The sequence below is a fragment of the Pseudomonas sp. GW821-FHT11G12 genome (assembly GCF_058808055.1).
The window spans coordinates 1,102,075-1,122,211 of the sequence record NZ_JBXARH010000001.1; the positions used below are offsets into that span (position 1 = coordinate 1,102,075).

General features: G+C 52.5%; 20 protein-coding genes. 15 read left to right on the forward strand and 5 right to left on the reverse strand.

Annotation, left to right across the window (positions count from 1 at the left end; all coding sequences use genetic code 11):
- Nucleotides 1-18: 18 nt before the first annotated feature.
- The 11 genes from AC1RR7_RS04980 to AC1RR7_RS05030 all read left to right on the forward strand — a co-directional run bounded on the left by AC1RR7_RS04980 (nt 19) and on the right by AC1RR7_RS05030 (nt 13,122).
- Nucleotides 19-825: an ABC transporter substrate-binding protein gene (locus tag AC1RR7_RS04980; RefSeq protein ID WP_493156388.1), complete on the forward strand. Its 807-nt coding sequence runs from the start codon at nt 19-21 to the stop codon at nt 823-825.
- 11 nt (nt 826-836) lie between these two features.
- A complete protein-coding gene (locus AC1RR7_RS04985) occupies nt 837-1,613 on the forward strand; it encodes an amino acid ABC transporter permease (RefSeq protein WP_085730925.1) in 777 nt (258 codons plus the stop codon).
- Between the two features lie 2 nt (nt 1,614-1,615).
- Nucleotides 1,616-2,395 (forward strand): amino acid ABC transporter ATP-binding protein, encoded by a 780-nt coding sequence (locus AC1RR7_RS04990; protein WP_493156390.1) that lies wholly within the window; start codon nt 1,616-1,618, stop codon nt 2,393-2,395.
- 20 nt (nt 2,396-2,415) lie between these two features.
- Nucleotides 2,416-3,507, forward strand: a complete 1,092-nt coding sequence (locus AC1RR7_RS04995; RefSeq protein WP_493156392.1) for a polyamine ABC transporter substrate-binding protein — start codon at nt 2,416-2,418, stop codon at nt 3,505-3,507.
- Nucleotides 3,508-3,532: 25 nt separating this feature from the next.
- Nucleotides 3,533-5,143 carry a gamma-glutamyltransferase family protein gene (locus AC1RR7_RS05000; RefSeq protein ID WP_493156394.1) on the forward strand — a complete coding sequence of 537 codons (1,611 nt, stop codon included), beginning with the start codon at nt 3,533-3,535 and terminating at the stop codon, nt 5,141-5,143.
- A gap of 131 nt (nt 5,144-5,274) precedes the next feature.
- Nucleotides 5,275-5,790, forward strand: coding sequence for a cupin domain-containing protein (locus tag AC1RR7_RS05005; RefSeq protein ID WP_102619997.1), 516 nt, complete (start codon nt 5,275-5,277; stop codon nt 5,788-5,790).
- A 1,264-nt stretch (nt 5,791-7,054) separates the two neighbouring features.
- Nucleotides 7,055-7,738, forward strand: coding sequence for a hypothetical protein (locus AC1RR7_RS05010; protein ID WP_493156396.1), 684 nt, complete (start codon nt 7,055-7,057; stop codon nt 7,736-7,738).
- Nucleotides 7,735-9,789, forward strand: coding sequence for a hypothetical protein (locus tag AC1RR7_RS05015; RefSeq protein ID WP_493156398.1), 2,055 nt, complete (start codon nt 7,735-7,737; stop codon nt 9,787-9,789). The genes AC1RR7_RS05010 and AC1RR7_RS05015 overlap by 4 nt, the downstream gene beginning before the upstream one ends.
- Before the next feature lie 15 nt (nt 9,790-9,804).
- Nucleotides 9,805-10,785, forward strand: a complete 981-nt coding sequence (locus tag AC1RR7_RS05020) for a P-loop NTPase family protein (protein ID WP_493156400.1) — start codon at nt 9,805-9,807, stop codon at nt 10,783-10,785.
- 491 nt (nt 10,786-11,276) lie between these two features.
- Nucleotides 11,277-12,299 (forward strand): hypothetical protein, encoded by a 1,023-nt coding sequence (locus tag AC1RR7_RS05025; RefSeq protein ID WP_493156402.1) that lies wholly within the window; start codon nt 11,277-11,279, stop codon nt 12,297-12,299.
- A gap of 451 nt (nt 12,300-12,750) precedes the next feature.
- A complete protein-coding gene (locus AC1RR7_RS05030; RefSeq protein ID WP_493156404.1) occupies nt 12,751-13,122 on the forward strand; it encodes an NUDIX domain-containing protein in 372 nt (123 codons plus the stop codon).
- A gap of 103 nt (nt 13,123-13,225) precedes the next feature.
- On the opposite strand, the gene tnpC is transcribed toward AC1RR7_RS05030, so the two are convergent.
- From tnpC to AC1RR7_RS05050, 4 genes are all read right to left on the reverse strand, one after another.
- Nucleotides 13,226-14,761 (reverse strand): IS66 family transposase, encoded by a 1,536-nt coding sequence (gene tnpC, locus AC1RR7_RS05035; protein WP_493156406.1) that lies wholly within the window; start codon nt 14,759-14,761, stop codon nt 13,226-13,228.
- Nucleotides 14,762-14,822: 61 nt separating this feature from the next.
- The gene (tnpB, locus tag AC1RR7_RS05040; protein ID WP_493156408.1) at nt 14,823-15,158 is read right to left on the reverse strand and encodes an IS66 family insertion sequence element accessory protein TnpB; all 336 of its coding nucleotides are present in this window, start codon (nt 15,156-15,158) and stop codon (nt 14,823-14,825) included.
- Nucleotides 15,155-15,472: an IS66-like element accessory protein TnpA gene (tnpA, locus tag AC1RR7_RS05045; protein ID WP_493156410.1), complete on the reverse strand. Its 318-nt coding sequence runs from the start codon at nt 15,470-15,472 to the stop codon at nt 15,155-15,157. The genes tnpB and tnpA overlap by 4 nt, the downstream gene beginning before the upstream one ends.
- 583 nt (nt 15,473-16,055) lie before the next feature.
- Nucleotides 16,056-16,514, reverse strand: coding sequence for a helix-turn-helix domain-containing protein (locus AC1RR7_RS05050; RefSeq protein WP_493156412.1), 459 nt, complete (start codon nt 16,512-16,514; stop codon nt 16,056-16,058).
- A 230-nt stretch (nt 16,515-16,744) separates the two neighbouring features.
- Here AC1RR7_RS05050 and AC1RR7_RS05055 point away from each other — a divergent pair, with 230 nt between their 5' ends.
- From AC1RR7_RS05055 to AC1RR7_RS05065, 3 genes are all read left to right on the forward strand, one after another.
- Complete coding sequence (locus AC1RR7_RS05055) at nt 16,745-17,323, forward strand: hypothetical protein (RefSeq protein ID WP_493156414.1); 579 nt, start codon at nt 16,745-16,747, stop codon at nt 17,321-17,323.
- Between the two features lie 48 nt (nt 17,324-17,371).
- Nucleotides 17,372-18,100 carry a metallophosphoesterase family protein gene (locus AC1RR7_RS05060; RefSeq protein WP_493156416.1) on the forward strand — a complete coding sequence of 243 codons (729 nt, stop codon included), beginning with the start codon at nt 17,372-17,374 and terminating at the stop codon, nt 18,098-18,100.
- A gap of 67 nt (nt 18,101-18,167) precedes the next feature.
- Nucleotides 18,168-18,569 carry a DUF6957 family protein gene (locus AC1RR7_RS05065; RefSeq protein ID WP_493156418.1) on the forward strand — a complete coding sequence of 134 codons (402 nt, stop codon included), beginning with the start codon at nt 18,168-18,170 and terminating at the stop codon, nt 18,567-18,569.
- Between the two features lie 766 nt (nt 18,570-19,335).
- Here AC1RR7_RS05065 and AC1RR7_RS05070 read toward each other — a convergent pair.
- The gene (locus AC1RR7_RS05070; protein ID WP_493156420.1) at nt 19,336-19,635 is read right to left on the reverse strand and encodes a hypothetical protein; all 300 of its coding nucleotides are present in this window, start codon (nt 19,633-19,635) and stop codon (nt 19,336-19,338) included.
- A 196-nt stretch (nt 19,636-19,831) separates the two neighbouring features.
- Here AC1RR7_RS05070 and AC1RR7_RS05075 point away from each other — a divergent pair, with 196 nt between their 5' ends.
- Nucleotides 19,832-20,131 (forward strand): hypothetical protein, encoded by a 300-nt coding sequence (locus tag AC1RR7_RS05075; protein ID WP_493156422.1) that lies wholly within the window; start codon nt 19,832-19,834, stop codon nt 20,129-20,131.
- Nucleotides 20,132-20,137: the final 6 nt, after the last annotated feature.

A 20,137-nucleotide genomic window follows, 5' to 3' on the forward strand; every position in this document is an offset into this window, starting at 1 on the left:
GAACTGGAGTGTCTGGTCATGCATACGTCTCGCCTGCTGTTGGCTGCAATTTCCCTGGGGCTCTGTACGCAGTGGGCGATCGCCGCACCCACTGTGCCGGAGCGCTTGCTCAAGGTCGACAAACTCACCTATTGCTCGGGCATGGACTCGCCGCCCCTGGTGTCCTTCGATGAGGCGCAAAAGCCCAAAGGCCTGACCGTCGACCTGGGTCTGGAAGTCGCCAGGCGCCTGGGGGATAAGAAGGTCGAGTGGCGGGTGATCCCGTTTTCCGGATTGCTGCCGGCCTTGCTGGCCAAGCAATGCGACTTGATCGTCGACCAGTTGTTCGACAAACCCGAGCGCCGCGAGGTGATCGACATCGTCAACTACATGTATTCCAGCCAGGCGGTAGTGGTGCCCAAGGGCAACCCGAAGGGGCTCAAGACGCTGGCTGATCTCAGCGCGCACAAGATCGCGGTGCTCAACGGTTCGACCATCAAGACCTTGCTCGATACCGAGAATGAAAGCCTGACCAAGGCCGGCAAGCCACCGATGAAACTGGTGGTCTACAACACCGACACCGATGCATTCCAGGCGCTGCGCATCAGTCAGGTCGATGCTTACGGCACCACGGTGGAAACCGCCGGGTATTACGCCGCCATGGCGCCGGACCTGTTCGAGGAAGGCGTTCCAGCCTTCAGCCGGATCCTCACCGGTCTGGGCATTCGCAAGGACGATCCGCAACTGAGTGCCGCGGTGCAGCAAGTGATCACCGACATGCGCAGCGATGGCAGCTATAGCCAGCTCCTGAGCAAATGGCACATCTCCAGCGACACTCTCGATTGAGGTAAGCGTTGATGAACTTCAATTGGGATGTGTTCTGGCAGTACCTGTTGCAGCCCAGCGGGGTCTACCTCACCGGGCTCTGGCTGACGTGCCTGATCAGTGTGCTGGCCATGTTGCTGGGTTGTGTCCTGGGGTTGGCGGCGGCGTTGCTGCGATTGTCGAAGAACCCTTTGCTGCATTTGCCGGTGCGTTTTTATGTGTGGCTGATGCGCGGGACGCCCTTGCTGGTGCAGATCGTCTTCCTCTATACGGCGTTGGCGGCGGGCGGGATTTTCCGCTTTGAAGACATTGAACTGTTCGGGCTGATGATCCCCGGCAACATCCAGGCCGCGATCATTGCGTTGGGCCTTAACGAAGGCGCGTACATGGCCGAGATCATTCGCGCCGGTATCGGTGCCGTCGACAAGGGGCAGTACGAGGCGGGGCGCTCGCTGGGCATGACCTTCGCCAAGTTGATGCGCCGTATCGTCTTGCCGCAGGCGTTTCGGGTCATCGTGCCGCCGCTGGGTAACGAGTTCAACGTGATGCTTAAAAACACCACGCTGGTCAGTGTGATCGGTGTTCAAGAACTGTTGCTCAGCACGCAGATGGTGACTTCGGCGACCTTTCGGGTATTCGAGTTGTACCTCGTGGTGGCGATCTATTTCCTGTTGCTCACGACGCTGTGGGGTTTCTTCCAGCGCTGGCTGGAGACACGTTTCGGCCAGTCGGATCGGCCTTCGTCGCCGCCGCCGGCATCCAGTCGGATGTTCGGTCGCAGCACGCTGAAACTGCTGAGGGGACGTTAATCATGGCGCACCAAAGTGACGAACTGATCATCGAAGCGCTGGACATTCACAAGTCGTTCGGCAACCTCGAAATTCTCAAAGGGATTTCCCTGCAAGTCCGGCGCGGTGAAGTGGTGGTGCTGATCGGCGCCTCGGGGTCCGGTAAAACCACGTTTATCCGCTGCATCAATTTGCTGGAAGACATTCAGTCCGGGCAGATCCGCGTCAACGGTCAGTCCATGGGCTATCGCACGAAGGCCAATGGCAGCCTGGTGCGGGATTCTGAGCGCAACATTGCCCGTCAGCGGCGGGACATCGGCATGGTGTTTCAACGCTTCAATCTCTTCCCGCACATGACCGCGCTGGAAAACATCATCGAAGCACCGATTCAGGTGTTGGGTGTACCGCGCAAAGCAGCGGAGGAACAAGCGCGGGCACTGCTCAAACGTGTCGGGCTGGCGGAGAAGGCCAACCATTACCCCTCGATGCTTTCCGGTGGCCAACAACAACGGGTGGCGATTGCCCGGGCCTTGGCGATGAAACCGCAGGCGATGCTGTTCGACGAACCCACCAGTGCCCTGGACCCGGAAACCGTCGGCGAGGTTCTGCAGGTGATGAAGGAACTGGCGGAGGAGGGCATGACGATGGTGGTGGTCACCCATGAAATGGGTTTTGCCCGTGAAGTAGCGGATCGTGTGGTGGTGCTCGATCAGGGTGAACTGATCGAGCAGGGACCGCCGGAACAGATATTCAGTCGCCCCTCTCATCCCCGTACCCAAGCCTTTCTCAGCCGCGTGCTGTGAGACTCACAAGGATAATGACGATGCGTTTATCGAGCGTGTTTGCGGCCCTGTGCTGCGCTGCCGTGGTGCCCATGATTCAGGCTGCCGACTCGGTGGTGAAGGTCTACAACTGGTCCGACTACATTGGTCCCGACACCCTGAAGAACTTCGAAAAAGACAGTGCCATCAAGGTTCAGTACGACATCTTCGACACCAATGAAATGCTCGAGGCCAAGTTGCTTTCCGGGCACTCGGGGTATGACGTGGTGGTGCCTTCCAGCCAGTTTCTGTCGAAACAGATCCGGGCTGGTGCCTATCAACCGCTGCAACGAGGGTTGCTGGATAACTGGAAGCACCTCGACCCGCGTTTGATGCAGCGTCTGGAAGCGGCCGATCCGGGCAACCGCTATGCCGTGCCTTATATGTGGGGCACCGTGGGCATCGGCTACAACGAGGAGAAGGTGCGCGCGGTGCTGGGCAAGGACGTGCCGCTGGACTCTTGGTCGATGGTGTTCGATCCGCATAACCTTTCCAAACTCAAGAGCTGCGGCGTGGCCTTTCTCGATGCGCCGGTGAAGATCATTCCTCAAGCGATGCTTTATCTCGGGCTCGACCCCAACAGCGTCAAGCCGGACGACTACAAGCAGGCGTCGAAACTGCTGATGACCTTGCGGCCCTCGGTGACTTACTTCAACTCATCGAAGTACACCGCCGACCTGGCCAATGGCGACATTTGCGTGGCGATCGGTTATTCCGGCGATGTGATGCAGGCCCAGACCCGGGCTCGCGAGGCCGGGAAAAACATCGATATCCGCTACCTGATTCCCAAGGAAGGCGTGAACCTGTGGTTCGACATGCTGGCGATTCCCAAGGATGCCGGCAACGTGGCCAACGCCCATGCGGTGATCAACTATCTGCTGCGGCCCGAGGTCATTGCGTCGGTCAGTGACTATGTGGGGTATGCGAATCCGAACAAGGACGCCACGCCCTTGATGGATCCCAAGGTCAGCGGCAACCCGGGAATCTACCCGGGTGACGAGGTGATCAGTCACACCTTTGTCTCCGCCGATCTGCCGGAAAACATCCAGCGCTTGATGACCCGCGAATGGAACCGGATCAAGTCCGGCCAATGAATCCTTGTTTTGAAGAGTCTTTGCCATGCTGAAATTTTCTGCTCACGAGTATCCGTATCCGTCGCAACGCCAGAGTGTTTTTGCCCGTCGTGGCATGGTGGCGGCGTCCCAGCCTTTAGCCGCCCAGGCCGGCATCGAGATGATGCAAAAGGGTGGCAATGCGATCGACGCCGCCATCGCAACCGCAGCAGCGCTGACCGTAGTCGAGCCTACAGGTTGTGGTCTTGGCGGCGATGCTTTTGCTCTGGTCTGGTTCAAGGATCAGTTGCATGGGCTCAACGCCAACGGCCATGCACCGGCTGCTTTGAGCATCGAAGCGGTCAAGGCGGCCGGCCATGAACAGATGCCGCTGTATGGCTGGACGCCGGTGACGGTGCCCGGTTGCCCTTCGGCCTGGGCCGAACTTTCGCAACGCTTTGGCGTGCTGCCGTTCGCGGATTTGTTGCAGCCGGCCATCAGCCTGGCACGGGATGGTTTTCCGCTGTCGCCCGTGGTTGCCCATCAGTGGCAAGTCGCTTTGGATGAGTTCAGTCCCCATCGCGACGAGGTGCTGGACGCCTGGTTCGATACTTTCCTGATTGAGGGGAGGGCGCCGAGGGCAGGGGAGCTGTTTCGCAATCCAGCGCAAGCGCGGACGCTTGAAGAGTTGGCGCAGAGCCGTTGCGAGAGTTTGTATCGCGGCGCTTTGGCCCAACGACTGGATGCGCATTCGCGCGCTACTGGCGGGTATCTGCGAGCTACGGATCTGGAACATTACCGTGCGCAATGGGTGGAGCCGATCCACGTCAATTATCGCGGTGTGGATGTCTGGGAAATCCCGCCAAGCGGCCAGGGCCTGGTCGCGTTGATGGCGCTGAAGATTCTCGAGGGTTTCGACTTTGATCATCGTGACAGCCAACAGACCTGGCACCGTCAGCTGGAGGCCATGAAACTGGCGTACAGCGATGGTTTGCACTACATCACCGATCCATTGCACATGCGCGTGGCGGTGGCCGATCTGTTGAGTGATGGCTACAGCGCTCGGCGCCGTGGGCAGATCGGTGAGAAGGCTCAGCCACCCAAGCCAGGTGATCCTCATGCCAGCGGTACTGTGTATCTGGCCACGGCCGATGGACAAGGCAACATGGTGTCGTTCATCCAGAGCAATTACCACGGCTTTGGTTCGGGTGTGGTGCTGCCTGACAGCGGCATTGCGCTGCAGAACAGAGGGCAAGAATTCAGCCTTGATCCGGAACATGCCAACTGTCTGGCGCCGGGCAAGAAGACGTTCCATACGATTATTCCGGGCTTCCTGACCAAGGATGGCCAGGCGCTTGGGCCGTTTGGTGTGATGGGCGGCTATATGCAGCCTCAGGGGCATGTGCAGATGGTCATGAACCTGGTGGATTTCGGATTGAACCCGCAGTCGGCGCTGGACGCTCCGCGCTGGCAATGGCTGGGAGGGATGAAGGTGGGGATCGAGCAGGGGGCTTCGAGGGATTTGGCCAATGCGCTGGCGCGACGGGGACATGAGGTACAGATCGCCTCTGACCTTACGGATTACGGCAGAGGGCAGATTATTATTCGTGATCCGGTCAGTGGTGTGCTTTGTGGTGGGACTGAGCCCAGGGCGGATTCGCATATTGCGGTTTGGTAAGCACAAGCTAACGAAGAAGACGCTAAATGAGGCTAACATCTTCGAATGTGTCGACATATTAGGTTAACTACACTAAATGAGCCTTTAGTTGAGCTATGCGAAAATCTACTGTGAAATCAATGGAGAAGGCTATGTTGAAACGCCAGGCGAGCGCAAAAGACGTCATTGCAGCCCTGAAACTTGAATCTCATATTGAAGGCGGCTATTTCCGCAGGACATTTCAGGCCGACCATCGAGAAATGCTCGAAACCGAAGGCGGCTCACGTTATTTGATGACGTCCATTTATTACCTGTTGACCGAAGAATCGCCCGTGGGCCAGTTTCATTTCAACCAGTCAGACATCCTGCATTATTTCCATCTGGGCGACGCCATCGAGTACAGCCTGATTCATCCTGACGGTTCGCTACAGACATTGGTGATGGGCAGCGACATATTGGCAGGACAATATCTGCAATTGCACGTACCGGGCGGAATCTGGAAAGCCTCCAGACTGTTGAATGGCGAGAATGGATTTGGCTTGATCAGCGAAGCGGTTTCGCCAGGATTTGATTTCGCGGATATGGAAATGGGGAATCGGCGGAAGCTTACGGCGCAGTATCCGCAGCATCGAGCGCTGATTGAAAAGCTGACTCGTGACGAGGATTGAGAGCAGCACATTCCAAATAGAGCGATCGCCAGGTATAGTACGCGGAAGTAAATCTTCAGACACAGCTCGCGAACGTCAAATCTAGTAAAATCAACCAACCACAGCTACGTCCTAAGTGTCGTTGGAGATCAGAATGCGTGTTTGTTGACCATTTTTCCGTCAGTAAAGAGTAGAAATGGAGAAAGGATGCAGCAAAAAATAGAAATGGAGAGTGAACCCTCTGGCGGCCTCAAATAACTTGGCCCTCAGGTGTCACGGGAGGTTGAGGCATACCGTGCCAGTGCTTCAAGCTCGGGAAATAGCTACCCTCAATCCCAAGACGCAAAGTCTCATATCTTGTGATCCGCCCCTAGTCTGCCCTGACACAAGAAATCACGATATGCACAGGACGACCCCGGTCGACCAGTAACCAGCAACCAGCATTTGCCTTTCTCACCAGGACAACTTGAAGCGCCCTACAAGGCTGAAAAAGCCAGTGGCAACGCTCCCGCGCCGAGGCTACTCCGCTAAGGTTGAAGGATCCGCTTCATTGCCGGCGCCGTTTCGTCCGAGCCTGTAGATGGCTATACGCCTCGTTCTACTGGAATACGATCATCGGGATATCCCCACCGGCAATGGCTTGGGAATTCGACGTTTTTTTGCAAACAACGCCAGGTATGGGGGTTCTCCACGACCTTATCGGCGCGGAGACCGCTGCGACGCTGGGGCAGGGGTCGGTATTTTCAGCATCCGTGAGATGCGAGACGTTAATCGGGGGCAGTCGAAAAACGTTCCCTGGTAAACATAGTGATAAAAATGTAAGTAGCCTTTTGGCCATACAGTATGTCATCGGGTGGGGCCACCCTGAAAAGGGCGCTGAGGTGACGGGTATTGCCCCAGCCACAATTCAACGGCATCCGAAATACCTGAAAACCTTGGATTTCTAACTGGATTTAACAAGTTTTGTGTACGTTATCGGGGGCTCCAATATATGCAATATGATTGCTGTAGAAACAGCTCCAATACATGCAATATGATCGCTGCAAAAAACAGATCCAATATATACAATATAATTGCTGCGGAAAGCATTCGAAACCTATGGCATTTTTTAACATTGAATAAGTGTCAATATATAGGTATTGGTTTTTTAGTTATGCCTATGCCAAGGATTTCTAGTGGTGTATAGATGAAAATGTTATTTGGGGTTTTTGACATCAATAGTCTAAGTTCGAACGAAGGCATCAGGTTCAGATGCGTGAGGTGAAATCAACTAATAGAGGTGGTGATGGCAACACTGAAATCTAAGCTTCGCGCCAATCTGATGTCCTCGCATGGAGCTCGAAAAAATACTCGTAACGCACTATGGGTCGCCTACAGTCCTAAATCCCGGGCAGACCTCACCCTTGCGAGCAATAATGAATGTGTGTATTGGATAACACATTTAGAAACCGACCCTGGAGTACGAGCTTTTAAGTTTGGTTATCATGGAGAACTAAAATTCGAGGGTGAGGATGGTTTTCGAGAACGAGAGGCCATTCGCGTAGAGCTTAACAATGGGGAAATTGAAATTCATCTTTTATCAACAGGTGACGGCGGAATTATTAAAGGCACCATTAATCTGCGTGAACGGTTTGCTAGCAGGGCAGTGGTGGAGGAGCGCCAAGTGCCCCTTGTCAGAGTGTATAGTGAATATCTAAGGCAGCATGCTCTAAAGGCGACCAGAATGTTAAAGCTGATAGGATTTGCGTCCCAAATAAGGGAGCATCAACATGATATCACAACTGCTGCCGTAGAGTTAGCCATTGGTTATATGAAAGCAGGGTGGGTGGAACAGATCTTACTGTCATTATCCCGTCATGATCCTATGGTCGTACTTGGAGTTTTTGCGGAGAAGATACTTGCAGGGGGAATTGAGATAGATCTTGCAGAGCACGCTTTCGGATCCCATAGCTACTGGAAGCTCAGATGAGCGCCAGGAGAAGTCGTCACCAGATCGAATCTGCTATCAGGTCAACCCAGCCATGGGCGACGGTTTTGACTGATGGGATGGACGCCCATTGCAAATATCTATTTGACCGTCGTGTCCAAGCGATTGAGCTTTACGTTGAAGGAGACAGTATTGCAGCAATAAAGGAAGCAACAGGAATTCACGGTGCCGAGGTGTATAGGCTCATAAACAGATGCCTATCAGCGTCCAATAATGGCCTAGTATGGGGTTACCAAGCGTTGATACCCAATTTTCGGTTGGGCAGTTATGAGCGAGTAAGTCCCCTCAAGCCCAAACTCCCGGAAAGCAAAAGTGGATATGCGGGAGTCTTTTCAAATTTGCTAGCGAGGTATCCTGATCTTGAACCACTACTGGTAAGAAAAATACTCAAACTGAAATATGAGGGAGCTGTATATGAGTTTCGCATCAGCCGCAAGCACGTACATAAAGCGATGCTGGATTTTCTGAAGCGAAATGATCATCCAAAAGATGAGTGGCCTTATAATACTAAGTTGCTGGGTTCAAAGAGCATCGGTTCATTGGTTAAGAAAGTATTAGACCAAAACTTTGATCGCAATGTAATGGTGAATAGTGAGGCCGCCGCCCAGGCTCATTTAGCGGTAGGTAGCGGTAAAGACGCAATGCTTACCTATGAATATATGATGGAAGCTGCTGAGGTTGACAGCTATCACATAGATGCACATTTCACTATAGGATTTGAAAATGCAGACGGGCTTATAACTTATGTCCCAATAGAGCGCATCAATATATTGGCGCTTGTCGATAGAGCTTCTACAGCTGTGTGGTGGTTTTTGGTAGTATATAGAAGTGAAGTACGTGCCTCCGACGTGGTCAGATTATTGACAGAAAGCCTAAGAGCCAAACTCCCTCGCCCTGAGAAGGAAATTTTAGGGATGAGCTTCAAAGGGGACATAGGTTTTCCGACGGAAGTCTTCCCAGAACTAGCGCATACGATACCGACTGTATTGATGCCGGACAATGCGTTATCAAATCTGGCAGTTGCAGTTTCCAGCATTCTTCGAAAAACACTGGGATACACACTATGTTATGGGCCACCCGGCCACTTTGAATTTAGGCCAAACGTAGAGCGGACGTTTAAAGAATTGGCTACCAAGCTGTTTCAGCGCTTACCAAGTACCACAGGGGCTGGGCCAGGATCAGGACGTGCGAAAGATGGTGTAGAGATCGCAGCTAAGCTCAAGATGGATGCAAGTGTGATAGAAGAGCTCGCCTACCACCATTTTGCTTTAAGTAATGCCACGCCGTCAGAGGGGATTGGGTTTATTTCACCTCATGAATACATTCGCCAAAAAATCGAGCAAAAGGGTAGGCACTACATTCCTCGAACTCTTCTTCAGGAGAGTATTTCGAAAATGACTCATTATCGCATTAGAGAGTTGATCACGGTCAGATCCTACCCGGATCGAGGGATCAGGCCATTTGTTCAAATTGATCGTGTTCACTATTCATCTGACCTGTTGAGAGAAGCGACTTGGCTTACGGGTCAGGAGATTACTGTTGAAATCGATGAGCAAGATATGCGATTTGCAACAGCATACTGGCCTAATGGGACGGTGATGGATGTGCTGAAGGCCGCCGGAAAATGGTCGCGGACTAAGCATAGCCGAGCAACACGCAAGGCGATTAATAGTATGATTTCTCAAAGAGATCTGATTGTTTCTGAGTTTGATGATCCAGTTACTCTGTACTTGGAAAAACTAAAAGAAATTGCACAGGACAAGATTACGAGCCCGGTAAAAGCTGCTAAGTCTCCCGCCCGGGCAGCTACAGAGTTCAAGCGCGTTGAGTTGGAAGTCGCTGAGGGAATGGGACTAGAGGTTAAAGATCTTGAGTCTAGCGCTGAGATAGGAAGCATTTTTGATCCGTCTGAGGGGCTGCAAAAGCCTGAGCGTGAATCAGATCAAAGCACGCCGGAGGCCACAACCCATAAAACTGCGACCATAATTCCATATCCAATGCCAGACTTGAATAAAATTATCAAAGGATTTTGATAGTAGGAGCGGTAGATGCGAAATTTCGATCCGCTAGACACGTCTCGACGGGATGAGTTAATTGCCCAGCATCCATTGATGCTCAAGAACTATCTTACTCTGACGCCTACAATAGAGGGCATTTATGAAAAAGTGAGAGAGCTGATTTTTCTAAGCGAACCAAGCATATATTTCTGGTCAACACCAAGGATGGGAAAGACCGAATGCGCCAAGGCGATCAAGTATATGATTGGTCAAGAATTTCCTGAAAAAATGATAATTCTAGCATCTTGCGATCCCTCAAGAGACGTAGGAATTGTGCCGACAATATTCAAAAGCTTACGATTAGAGAAAGATTATTCTCGGCAACCAAAGTCCGAAATCCGAGATCGTGTTGTCGACCATATCATTTGTGAACTGTCTGGAAAAAGCGGTAAACACTGCTTGCTAATGATTGATGAAATGCAAGCCATGGCAGACAGAGACTATCAAATTCTGCAGGCTATTCAGAATGAGTTGAAGCTAAATAACATATCTCTTACTACCATTGGCTTCGCACAGAAAGAGATTAATAGCGTGCGAACATCGTTGGCCGCAGGAGGTAAGATTGCACTCGTTGCCAGGTTTCTGAGCAGACGAGAAGTGTTTAAGGGGTGTGTGAATGCAGCCTGGTTATCTTCAACCCTTGAAAAATTTGATGAGGAACTAGTATATCCAGAAATGAGCGCGTGTACTTATACCAATTTTTTTCTACCAAATGCATATGGTGCAGGCTTCAGGCTCAGAAACTCTGCGGAACTTATCTACAGGGAAGCAAAAAAAGCTGTTTCAGGCTCTACTGCAAGAATTATCCCTACTGCCCATCTTTTCACAGCCATCGGTTTTATTCTAGCGACCGCTAGGCCGGAGGATAAAGCTGACTTAATACTTACGCAGGCAATGGTGGCTAAAGCCATAAGTGTTTCGGGCATGGCTGACTTTGCAGATATTATAGAGATGACTAAGGGGGAGTCGTGATGGATAAAGTTTTATCATACCCCAAAGCTGGCGCTCCTTATCAGTCATGCTGGCTAATTATGACAAAAGCTCTGATTATTAATCGCATTTGCTTGAAAACCGTGCTGATTGATCTTCAATGTTCTACCGGTAAGGCAGCGTCAAGTGTCGACATGGGGAACTCGCCCGAGGACTTAGTTTCTAGGTTGAACGCAAGGTTGAATCTCCCAAGCTTGGTTCTGGAACAGGCGTGTATAAGTTCAAATTTCCATTCATCGGTGCATGGGCGTCGACAAACCATTCGGCATTGTCAGGTTTGTATTGATCTAAACTACCACTCATCACTATTTCAAAACCCTCTTTTGGAGAGGTGTCCGGTACATGGAGAGTTACTTAAATATTGCAGGTGCTGTACAAACGCTTTAGTAAAGAATGGGAGTTTTTTTACGAGGCCGCTGATTAAACAACAAACCTGCGAGCACTTGAAAAATCTCGCGCGATCACGAGTGCCGATGGTAAAATTATCTGAGGGTGATAGCAAGGCATTCGAACTATTGGGCGACGAATATCGAGCTTGGATAGACGGGATCAAGCGCATGAATCTCGGGTCGGTTTCTGACGTCCTCAATAATGTAAATGATATGAGAGATCTAGATGCTATAGAATTCTATTTCGAATATGTTCGGAGCCGGATTGGCCTTCCCTTCGACCTTTACTGGCAAAGCGCTAAGTTTACTCATGAGGTCTATCAGGTTAACTATACGGCTGCTCGCAATGGTGCCAATAATTCTGATAGTTTAACTCCAGGCATCTTTCTTTCGCCCAATGGTGTTGGTTGTCCAGCCCATAATCCTGATCCGGTTGCCACAGTAGGTGATGTCATCACGTGTATCAAATCGATGCGACGCCATTTTTTCAAAAATTACATCACGCCACATCGAAAATGCTTTAACGCCATAAAGAAACTGAGCCACGACCAGCTCAACTTCCTCAACTTTTCGAACAGATGCACATGCGTTTCTGCTTACTGTGCATGGTTGGTTTCATCAGGAGGGGTGTCGACACTTCCTGAGCACAGCGGTGTGCGGTCAGTCAAGCCTATGGAGGAGATCTACGAACTGATATTGCGCAATCCGTTAGGCCTACGGAGCATCCTCATCACTCAGTTTGTGTCTTTCTTCGATGTGTGGGGGGCATTGGAGACTGCTAACACTGATCAGAAAAAATATTCTGACATAATCATCACCAGGGCATCGATACCCAATGAATCCTTCGCCTGTATGAATGCTTCGTATACGCTGACGCACCGCGATAAAATAGCTGGCAGATTCAATAAGGAAAAAAGTTACATCATATCTCCCCGCCAGCTTAAATTTCGGTCACAGGAGAGGTGCTTGTTCGGTGGCCAGCAGCGAATATTAATGCTCGTTGAAACGGGTAGCCGCAATGTTTATGTTCCCAGCACGCATGGCATTATGAGGTTTGTAGATGGTCGTGGCTCCTTTCAGAATACGCTCGTGATCAGCATTTGGTAATTATCCCAGGTCTGGGAAAAGGGAGGAGTCGCAATAGGTATGTCCGCATTTGTTCCGACTGAGGTGGTTTATGAGCACCCTTAAGGGCAAATCAAATCAATTCAATTCAATGTAACGCAGCCACAGCCCGACGTAATTAGGTCAAACCAACCAATTAACTTTGCAGACCGCTCTATCCCGACCGGCTAGAAGGTTCTCTGTCGGATTTCTTTCAGGACGCAACTTAAGTCGTAAGTGTCCGGCGAACACACTTTCCTGCCTCATCGCTTCGGGGGATGGATGTCGTCACCTCTCCGACAGCACGAGCTACTCTTCAGCTAGCAGGTTAGCCGTCAAGTGTTGGCATCAAAAATGCTTTTCTAATTGTGACGATTTGATGACAGCGCAGTCTTATAGCTAGGCAGTTCCATTGAGCCTACCAAGACTTAAGTGCACGGTAATGGAGGTGAACATGAAGGCCAGAGCCACAGTGATATGCCGCAAAGATGATCATGTTCTCTATGTGCGCAAGCCAAAATCCAAATGGGCACTACCTGGCGGCAAGATAGAGACAGGCGAAACACCTGCTGAAGCCGCCGCGCGTGAGCTTGAAGAGGAAACAGGACTGGTTGCTGACAACCTAATCTATCTCGCACGCTTTGAGAAGGACGACACCACCCACTTCGTTTTCATGACCGCACTCCAGCCTGGTGAGAAGCCGTCTCCGAAAAATGAGATTGCCGCGTGCAAGTGGAGCCACTGGAAGCGATTTCGCGATGTTGAGTCGAGCCCTGTAACGAAGGCAATCGTGAAAACGTTCGCTGACTTTCAATCGATTCACTGAGTCTCCTTTGGACTCCTTTGCGCAATGATCGGCTGCTGCAAGGCGACTGCCGGTGGTCGTATCAGACACTGGGCAAGCGTCCGCCCAACTTGCCTTGCGTAAGTCAGGCCGGCACCCACTGATACGGCAGCAACTGCCCGATCTCACTCGCTCGCTGCGTTGGCAGCCGCATCAGCACATCTTTGAGATAGGCATATGGATCGTGCCCATTCATGCGTGCCGACTGGATCAAACTCATGAGAGCCGCTGCCCGTTTGCCGCTGCGTAGCGATCCCGCAAACAACCAGTTCGAGCGCCCAAGTGCCCACGGCCGAATCTGATTCTCCACTTGGTTGTTGTCGATGGGCACGGCCCCATCTTCCGGGTAGCGCGTCAGCGCTACCCAGCGTTTAAGACTGTAATCCAAGGCTTTAGCTGTTGCTGAGCCGTTGGGCACAAGGTCGCGCTGGGCCAACATCCAGTTGTGCAACGCATCGAGGATAGGGACAGCCTTTTCCTGCCGTATTCGCCAGCGATCTTTATCGCTCATGTCCCGTGCTTGCCGCTCGACTTCGTACAAGCCGCCAATCGAGCGCAGCGCCTGTTCGGCCAACTGGCTTTTGTTTGCCACGTGCAGATCGAAAAACTTGCGGCGGGCGTGGGCCATGCAGCCAACTTCGGTGATGCCTTTCTCGAAACCGGCTTTGTAGCCAGCGAAATCGTCGCACACCAGCTTGCCATTCCACGGGCCGAGGAAGTTGCGCGCATGCTCGCCCGCCCTGCATGGGCTGAAGTCGTAGACCACGGCCTTGAGTGCCGAGAATGGCGTGGTGCTGTAGGCCCAGACGTAAGCCCGGTGAGTTTTCTTCTCGCCTGGCGCGAGCATTTGAATCGGGATCTCATCGGCGTGGATCACGCCCTGGGCGAGCACCGCTTCACGCAGCGCATCAACCAGAGGCTGGAGCTGCACGCCGGTTTGTCCGACCCATTGCGCCAGCGTCGAGCGAGCGATCTTCAGCCCAGAGCGGCCAAAGATTTTCTCCTGTTGGTACAGGGGCAAGTGGTCAGCGAACTTCGCCACCATTACGTGGGCCAGCAAGCCTGCGGTCGGGATGCCCTTGTCGATCACCTGAGCCGGTACGGGTGCCTGGATCAGTGTCTCGCACTTGCGGCAGACCCACTTCCCACGCACGTGCTGCTCGACGGTGAACACGCCCGGCGTGTAATCGAGCTTCTCGCTGACGTCTTCGCCGACACGCTGAAGCTGGCAGCCGCAGGCGCACTGGGTATTTTCCGGCTCGTGATGGATTACGGTGCGTGGGAACTGTGGCGGCAGCGGTGTGCGCTTGGGCTGTTGACGTGGCTCGGCGGGTGCGGCTGGCGGATTAGCCGCCTTCAACTCGGCTTCGATAGCCGCGATGTCAGTGTCGAGCAGGTCGTCGAGCAAGTTGCCTTGGTCGGGGCTCAGTTGCTCGCTGCGCTTGGCGAACTTGTGTCGTTTGAGCAGCGCGATTTCGTGGGCAAGTTGTTCGTTGACCGTTTCGAGGCGGTGGATCTTCTGGCCCATCGAGTCGACCTGGGACAGCAAATGCATGGCCTGCTCGGCCAAGGTGCGCAGCTGTTCCGGTGTCATCTGGTCGAGGTTGGGCAAGGAAGTCATGCCGCTGATTGTGCCAGAGCAGGCAGTCAGCGGCGATAAACCGATAGGCTAATGGCAGGTGCTACAGCACTGTGATCGAGCCGCCTGCGCCAACCCGCCGCCAAGGCAGCCCCAGTACCAAGGCCTGGAGTTGCTCGGTATCAAGTTCTATCTCCGAGCCGTTTCGAATGCCTGGCCAGTGAAACCTGCCTTGATTTAGTCGTCGCGCTGCAAGCCAGATGCCTACACCGTCATGCACCAGGACTTTCATCCGGTTGGCGCGGCGATTAGCGAAGAGATAAGCACAATGCGGCTTCGCCGCACCGAATACCGCAATCACCCGGGCCAACGCGGTCTCGGTACCGGCGCGCATATCCATGGGCTCAGTGGCGAGCCAGATGGCGTCGATACGGATCATTGTGCAAGCCCACTGATAAAACGCGCACAGCCATCCGGGTCGGAGGCTGGCCATTTCACCGTGATGGATTTATCGCCCAGCAGTAGCGAAATGACCGCCATGTCTTCCGTGGCCCGCTTGGGTGTGGTTTTCAGAGGTACGAATGCGGGCAGCGCTGCGGGTGGTTGATCTCGGTAAATCGGCAACCATTTGCGGATGACGTTGGCATTGATGCCGTGGTTGATGGCAACGCTGGAGACCGTCGCCCCAGGTTGCAGGCATTCCTGGACGACCTGGGCTTTGAACGGTTTGGGGTAAGAGCTTCGTTGGCGCATGGAAATCCTGGCGATAAGGGCAATGGCGTCCGCTTAAAAATACGCGGACACCATCGTCCTTAACGCTGGAGTTCGGAAGGTGTGTTCGCCGGCCCCTTACCTTAAGTCGTGTAGAACGGAGTCTGAAGTGATTGAGGAGTGCCATTAAGAATGGCGCCAATGCCTAAGGGCCGCCATCTTGTTAACCCTAAGGCTCTGTGATGTTTGCATGCTGAGTCAATCCCTGAGCTTTGCGCTCATGGATCGACGCCTTCATTGTCCGATCACGATCACGATCACGATCACGATCACGAACATGGCAGGCGGGACGGCGGTTATCTATCACGGAAGCCATCGTCGTTTCAGGGAAGGTGAAATGGTGACACCCTAGGAGGGCCTAGGTCGCCCAAGATGTCTGGAAGATCGTGCTTGGGCTGCTGAGTCGCTCTATAAACGGGCGTTGGACTGACTTGACCAGGCGAGCCAAGACATCCATGCGCACAAACGACTCGATTGTGACAATGCGCGCTTTTTGTACGCTACTGGTTTCAACACAACGGATCTAGCCAGCGATGACTTGAGCCCAGGTGAGTAGCTGGATTAATCAAACCCAGAATCTCTGGACAGAAGACTTTGAAATACCTAGCGCTTCGGCGACTTCCTTTCTTGATTTACCTTCCTCTTTGAGACGCTTAACCGCGAGTCTCTTGCTGTCAGCAATTTCGCGAGCCTTAGCTTTTGATACGAGGCTGGAGCTTTGCTGCTCCTCGCGTATTTTTTCATCTAGGCCGATCGAGCGGAGATGACGAAGCTCCTCCTTCAGCTTGCCTATGACATCCAGAGAATCCTGTCCACTCTCGATTGACTCGCACAAAACCATAAGCGCGAGGGGAGTGATCTCGAGGCTGCTTGAAAGCTCCCGTAGCTTGCCTAGCGATATATTTTTCGGCGTACCAGCCTCTAAGGCAAAGGCATAGCTCCTACTAGAGGGGAGTCGTTCCTGAGTGAGCTCTCTAGTTTTTCGTAGCGCGCGAAGCACCACCGCGAGACTCTGAGTCAGCATGACGACTTGTCCTCAAAGCGGAGGATAAGGCCAGCAAATTATTGACCCAGCCACTCTGTACATAGAGCCTATGGGTCTGCTATCGTGATCGTCTTCTTGTCTTAATCATACTTTCAAGAAGGATGCAACAAAAAACATTAGGCATAAATTGACACCTGGCGAATGGACGCGAAAAGCCGGCATGGACTCATTCCTTTTTGGCCGAAAGCCACATTCCCCAGGCTCGTTGAATGCAGAAGAAGCGCCGTAGGGCGTGTTATGGCATCACTCACGCCTTCAGAGCTCTCAAACCAGATATTGATGTTACGGGTATAACCATCATGTTTATTTCAGATGAAACTTGTCTTGTCGGCCTACCGGGCTTTCCCGGGCCTGGCCGCACGGCTTGGCGGATGGTCGAGCGACATTCGGAAGATTTTTGGTATCACGTTCGCTTTCGCATTTGTGAAGGAGCGAGGGCTCGGTTCAAAAAGTTGATGCCATCAGACCCTTCGATGCTGAAACACCTACTCTCGCAGCGGAGCCCAGAGCACAAGATTGAGGTGGTTCAGGTTGTGACTCCCCCTTGCATGAATGGGAGTTCTTTAGAACGTATGGAAAAGTTAATCAGTGCGATCGTCGGCTACGACGGAAACGGTGAGTACGTACTGCTTCATAAAGTCGATAGCGGAGCAATCTACAGCAGCTCTCCCGGTGTGACCGACGCAGGTTTGCTCAGCAATATTCGAATGATTTACGACGCCACGACTGCTGCCGGGAAGCATTTCCATAGCACCAACTATCAGACCCCAACAAGAGTGACGCTCTGATAGAGGCAAGTGAACCCTGCCACGACAACACCACCAGATGGTTAATCCATGAAGCTCCAAATCTACTCAGATCTGCACCTCGGTTTCGCTCGATTCGAGCCCGCGCCAAGCGACGCAGACGTAGTCATTCTCGCTGGTGACATTGATATCAAATCGCGCGGCGTGGTTTGGGCGAACGACACATTCCAGTGCCCGGTGACCTACGTTTGCGGAAATCATGAGTACTACGGCGGCCACATTGATCACACGCTGCGGAAGATGAAGGAGGTGGCAGCTCCTCACGTGCACGTACTCGAGAACGAAACGCTGATTCTTGATCACACCCGGTTTTTGGTGACAACGGCGTGGACAGATTACTCGTCTACTGGCGATGTCGTTGCCTCGAAACGCGCTGCATGGGAATGCATGAATGACTTCGCTGTGATCAGAGCCGATGAGGGTTATCGGCGTTTGTACCCGGATGACCTGATCGCTAAATCAAAGGCTGCTTTTGCCTGGCTAACGCAAGAATTGGAAAAGCCCTTTGACGGACAAACTGTTGTCGTTACCCACCATGCACCTTTGTTGGATTACGTAGGTGACACGCTTCCTGAAAACTTGATTGCAGCCTATGCGAACGATTGGCCCGAGCTTTTGGATAAGGCTGACCTTTGGATCTATGGGCATACCCACGTCGCCGCGGATTTCCACAAGAATGGGTGCCGTGTGGTTTCCAATCCTCGCGGCTATCCGAATCAACAAACCGGTTTCAATCCGGATGTTCTGATCGAGATTTGATGAATAGTCGTTCACCAACGAACCTCAGCGAACTGAATTTCGCTGTGTACGAATTCGGGAAAATTACATGGTCACGTTAGAAGAGATTTCGCAGCTCCTTTACGGCGCCGGAAAGGAAGTGCATGGCTGGCAGGGCACGCAAGAAGACCTGATCTCTTTGGCAGCAAAGGCGTTCCCAGGTAAAGCATTTTGCGTAGTGCGGCAATGGATTCTAATCGACCTCACGGTCAACTCGGATGAGAAAGAAAAGCTAAGCGGGCTCGGTCTCCTTCCCGCGACGCTTTTCGCCCACGAAATTGTCCTCGACAGCCAAAGTCGCTTCCAGCCTTCGATGTGGGTGCGCAGTAATTTCGGCGTCTATTCCAGCCCTTACATGTTTGAAACCAAAAAAACTGTCTATCTCCTCCTTGGGCCAGGGCTGAGAAAGGAAGCCAGTGTGGGTGCTGCTTTTTCGATGAAGGCAGGTTAAGCGATGCTCGCTGACAATTTATACAGAGTCGTATTGGAGCTTGGATTGGATGCCTGAAGTAATTGAGCTGGAGTTCCATAGTAAGGATGTGAGCGACTTTCAAATGAGTCGCTTGGTGCGAGCTAGTCTTCGAAAATACACCGTACCCATCACAGCTTTTATCAGCGACGCGACGATCGCAGATGACACATGCCTCGGGGTGTCCTTCGACCACTCTAAGCATGACGATGCTTATCAGAGAGCGGATGGTTCCATTCTCCTCACAGGTAAAATTCAGTCAGCGAGAAAGGAAGGCCGGTTTTGGTTGCTCGAGACTCAAGATGGCAATTACGTCATCGCAAGCTTCAAGCGAGGCCTCGGAAGAGCTAGCTTTTTGAAGCTTCTCCAGTCCGCCGATAGATTTTAATCGATAGTATGAAAGCCATCATTTGATTACCTGGTAGGGCCGTGGCATATGGCAGATGAACGATGGTCAGTCGTTAAGGCAATAGCCCATTTTGACGAGTTGCTCGACCAGGTGATCACGACTCGCAAACCGGTTTTCGTTGATGGAGAACGCGGGACTGTGGTGTTCATTTCAATGGAGGAATGGGAGTCCATTCAGGACAAGCTCATTGCTCGAGCTCCGTCAGACCTTTGAACATTCGCTTGCTAGGCCTCTTACGGTTTTAGTCTGATGCGCTCCGAGTTAACCATGCGGAGCGCTTCAAGCGGCATCTGTCCCGTAACGCTCGCGCCATCGGGCGGATTCACCGCTCACCTTGGCTCAGTAACCGTACTCGTTCAGCAGTTTCTGCAAAAACTCACGCCTCCGCTGGACGATGCTCAAAATGAGATAGTCGCGATCGGTGTCTCTCGTCGACAAATGCCCAGCGTCCACAAGACCGTGGATGTAGCCTTCGGCTCTGCCCCTGGCTTCGAGCAACGCCTCTTTGGATGTGCTTTTGTAGATGTCTTCAGCGATGAGCTGCCACCGCTTTCTCTGGCGGTGCCCAATGGGGTCATCGGAAAATTTCGGTGCGTTGATCAGGTTGTTGAAATCGGCACGTGCGTTTGGTGTGTTCAAGCGAATTCTCGGAACGGTGGTAACTGAGCGGAGGCTATCAGCGCACACTAAGTCGCCTGATGTTGGCCGGGTTTTGTAGGCGCTGGCGCGAAAAGACGATTTCACTGAGGGTGCACGCTATCGGTTGCGTCTTTGAATATTGAGGTGTGCGCAGGCAGTGCTATTCAGCGATTACATTTCTAGCTTGGAGTTCGATATGGGATACCTCAGCCTAGAGGACATCTACCCCGTTGACGTAGAAAAATATGGCCATTTACGGGTGGGAATGACCGACCGCTACGTAAAAGACAATCACGCCTTTTACGGTGTTGTTACGCGTGGCGAATACCTTGAGCTGACCAGCAGGTTACTGCGTGATGACACGGTGCAAATGATCATCAGCGCTAAGCTCGCCGCTTTGCCAGAGGACTACGATCCGTGGATCAGGCGGATCGAGCGCAATCGCGCCTTACACGCTAGGTATGGAGACAAATTCGATCCCTGGGGAGACGACTGACGTTGC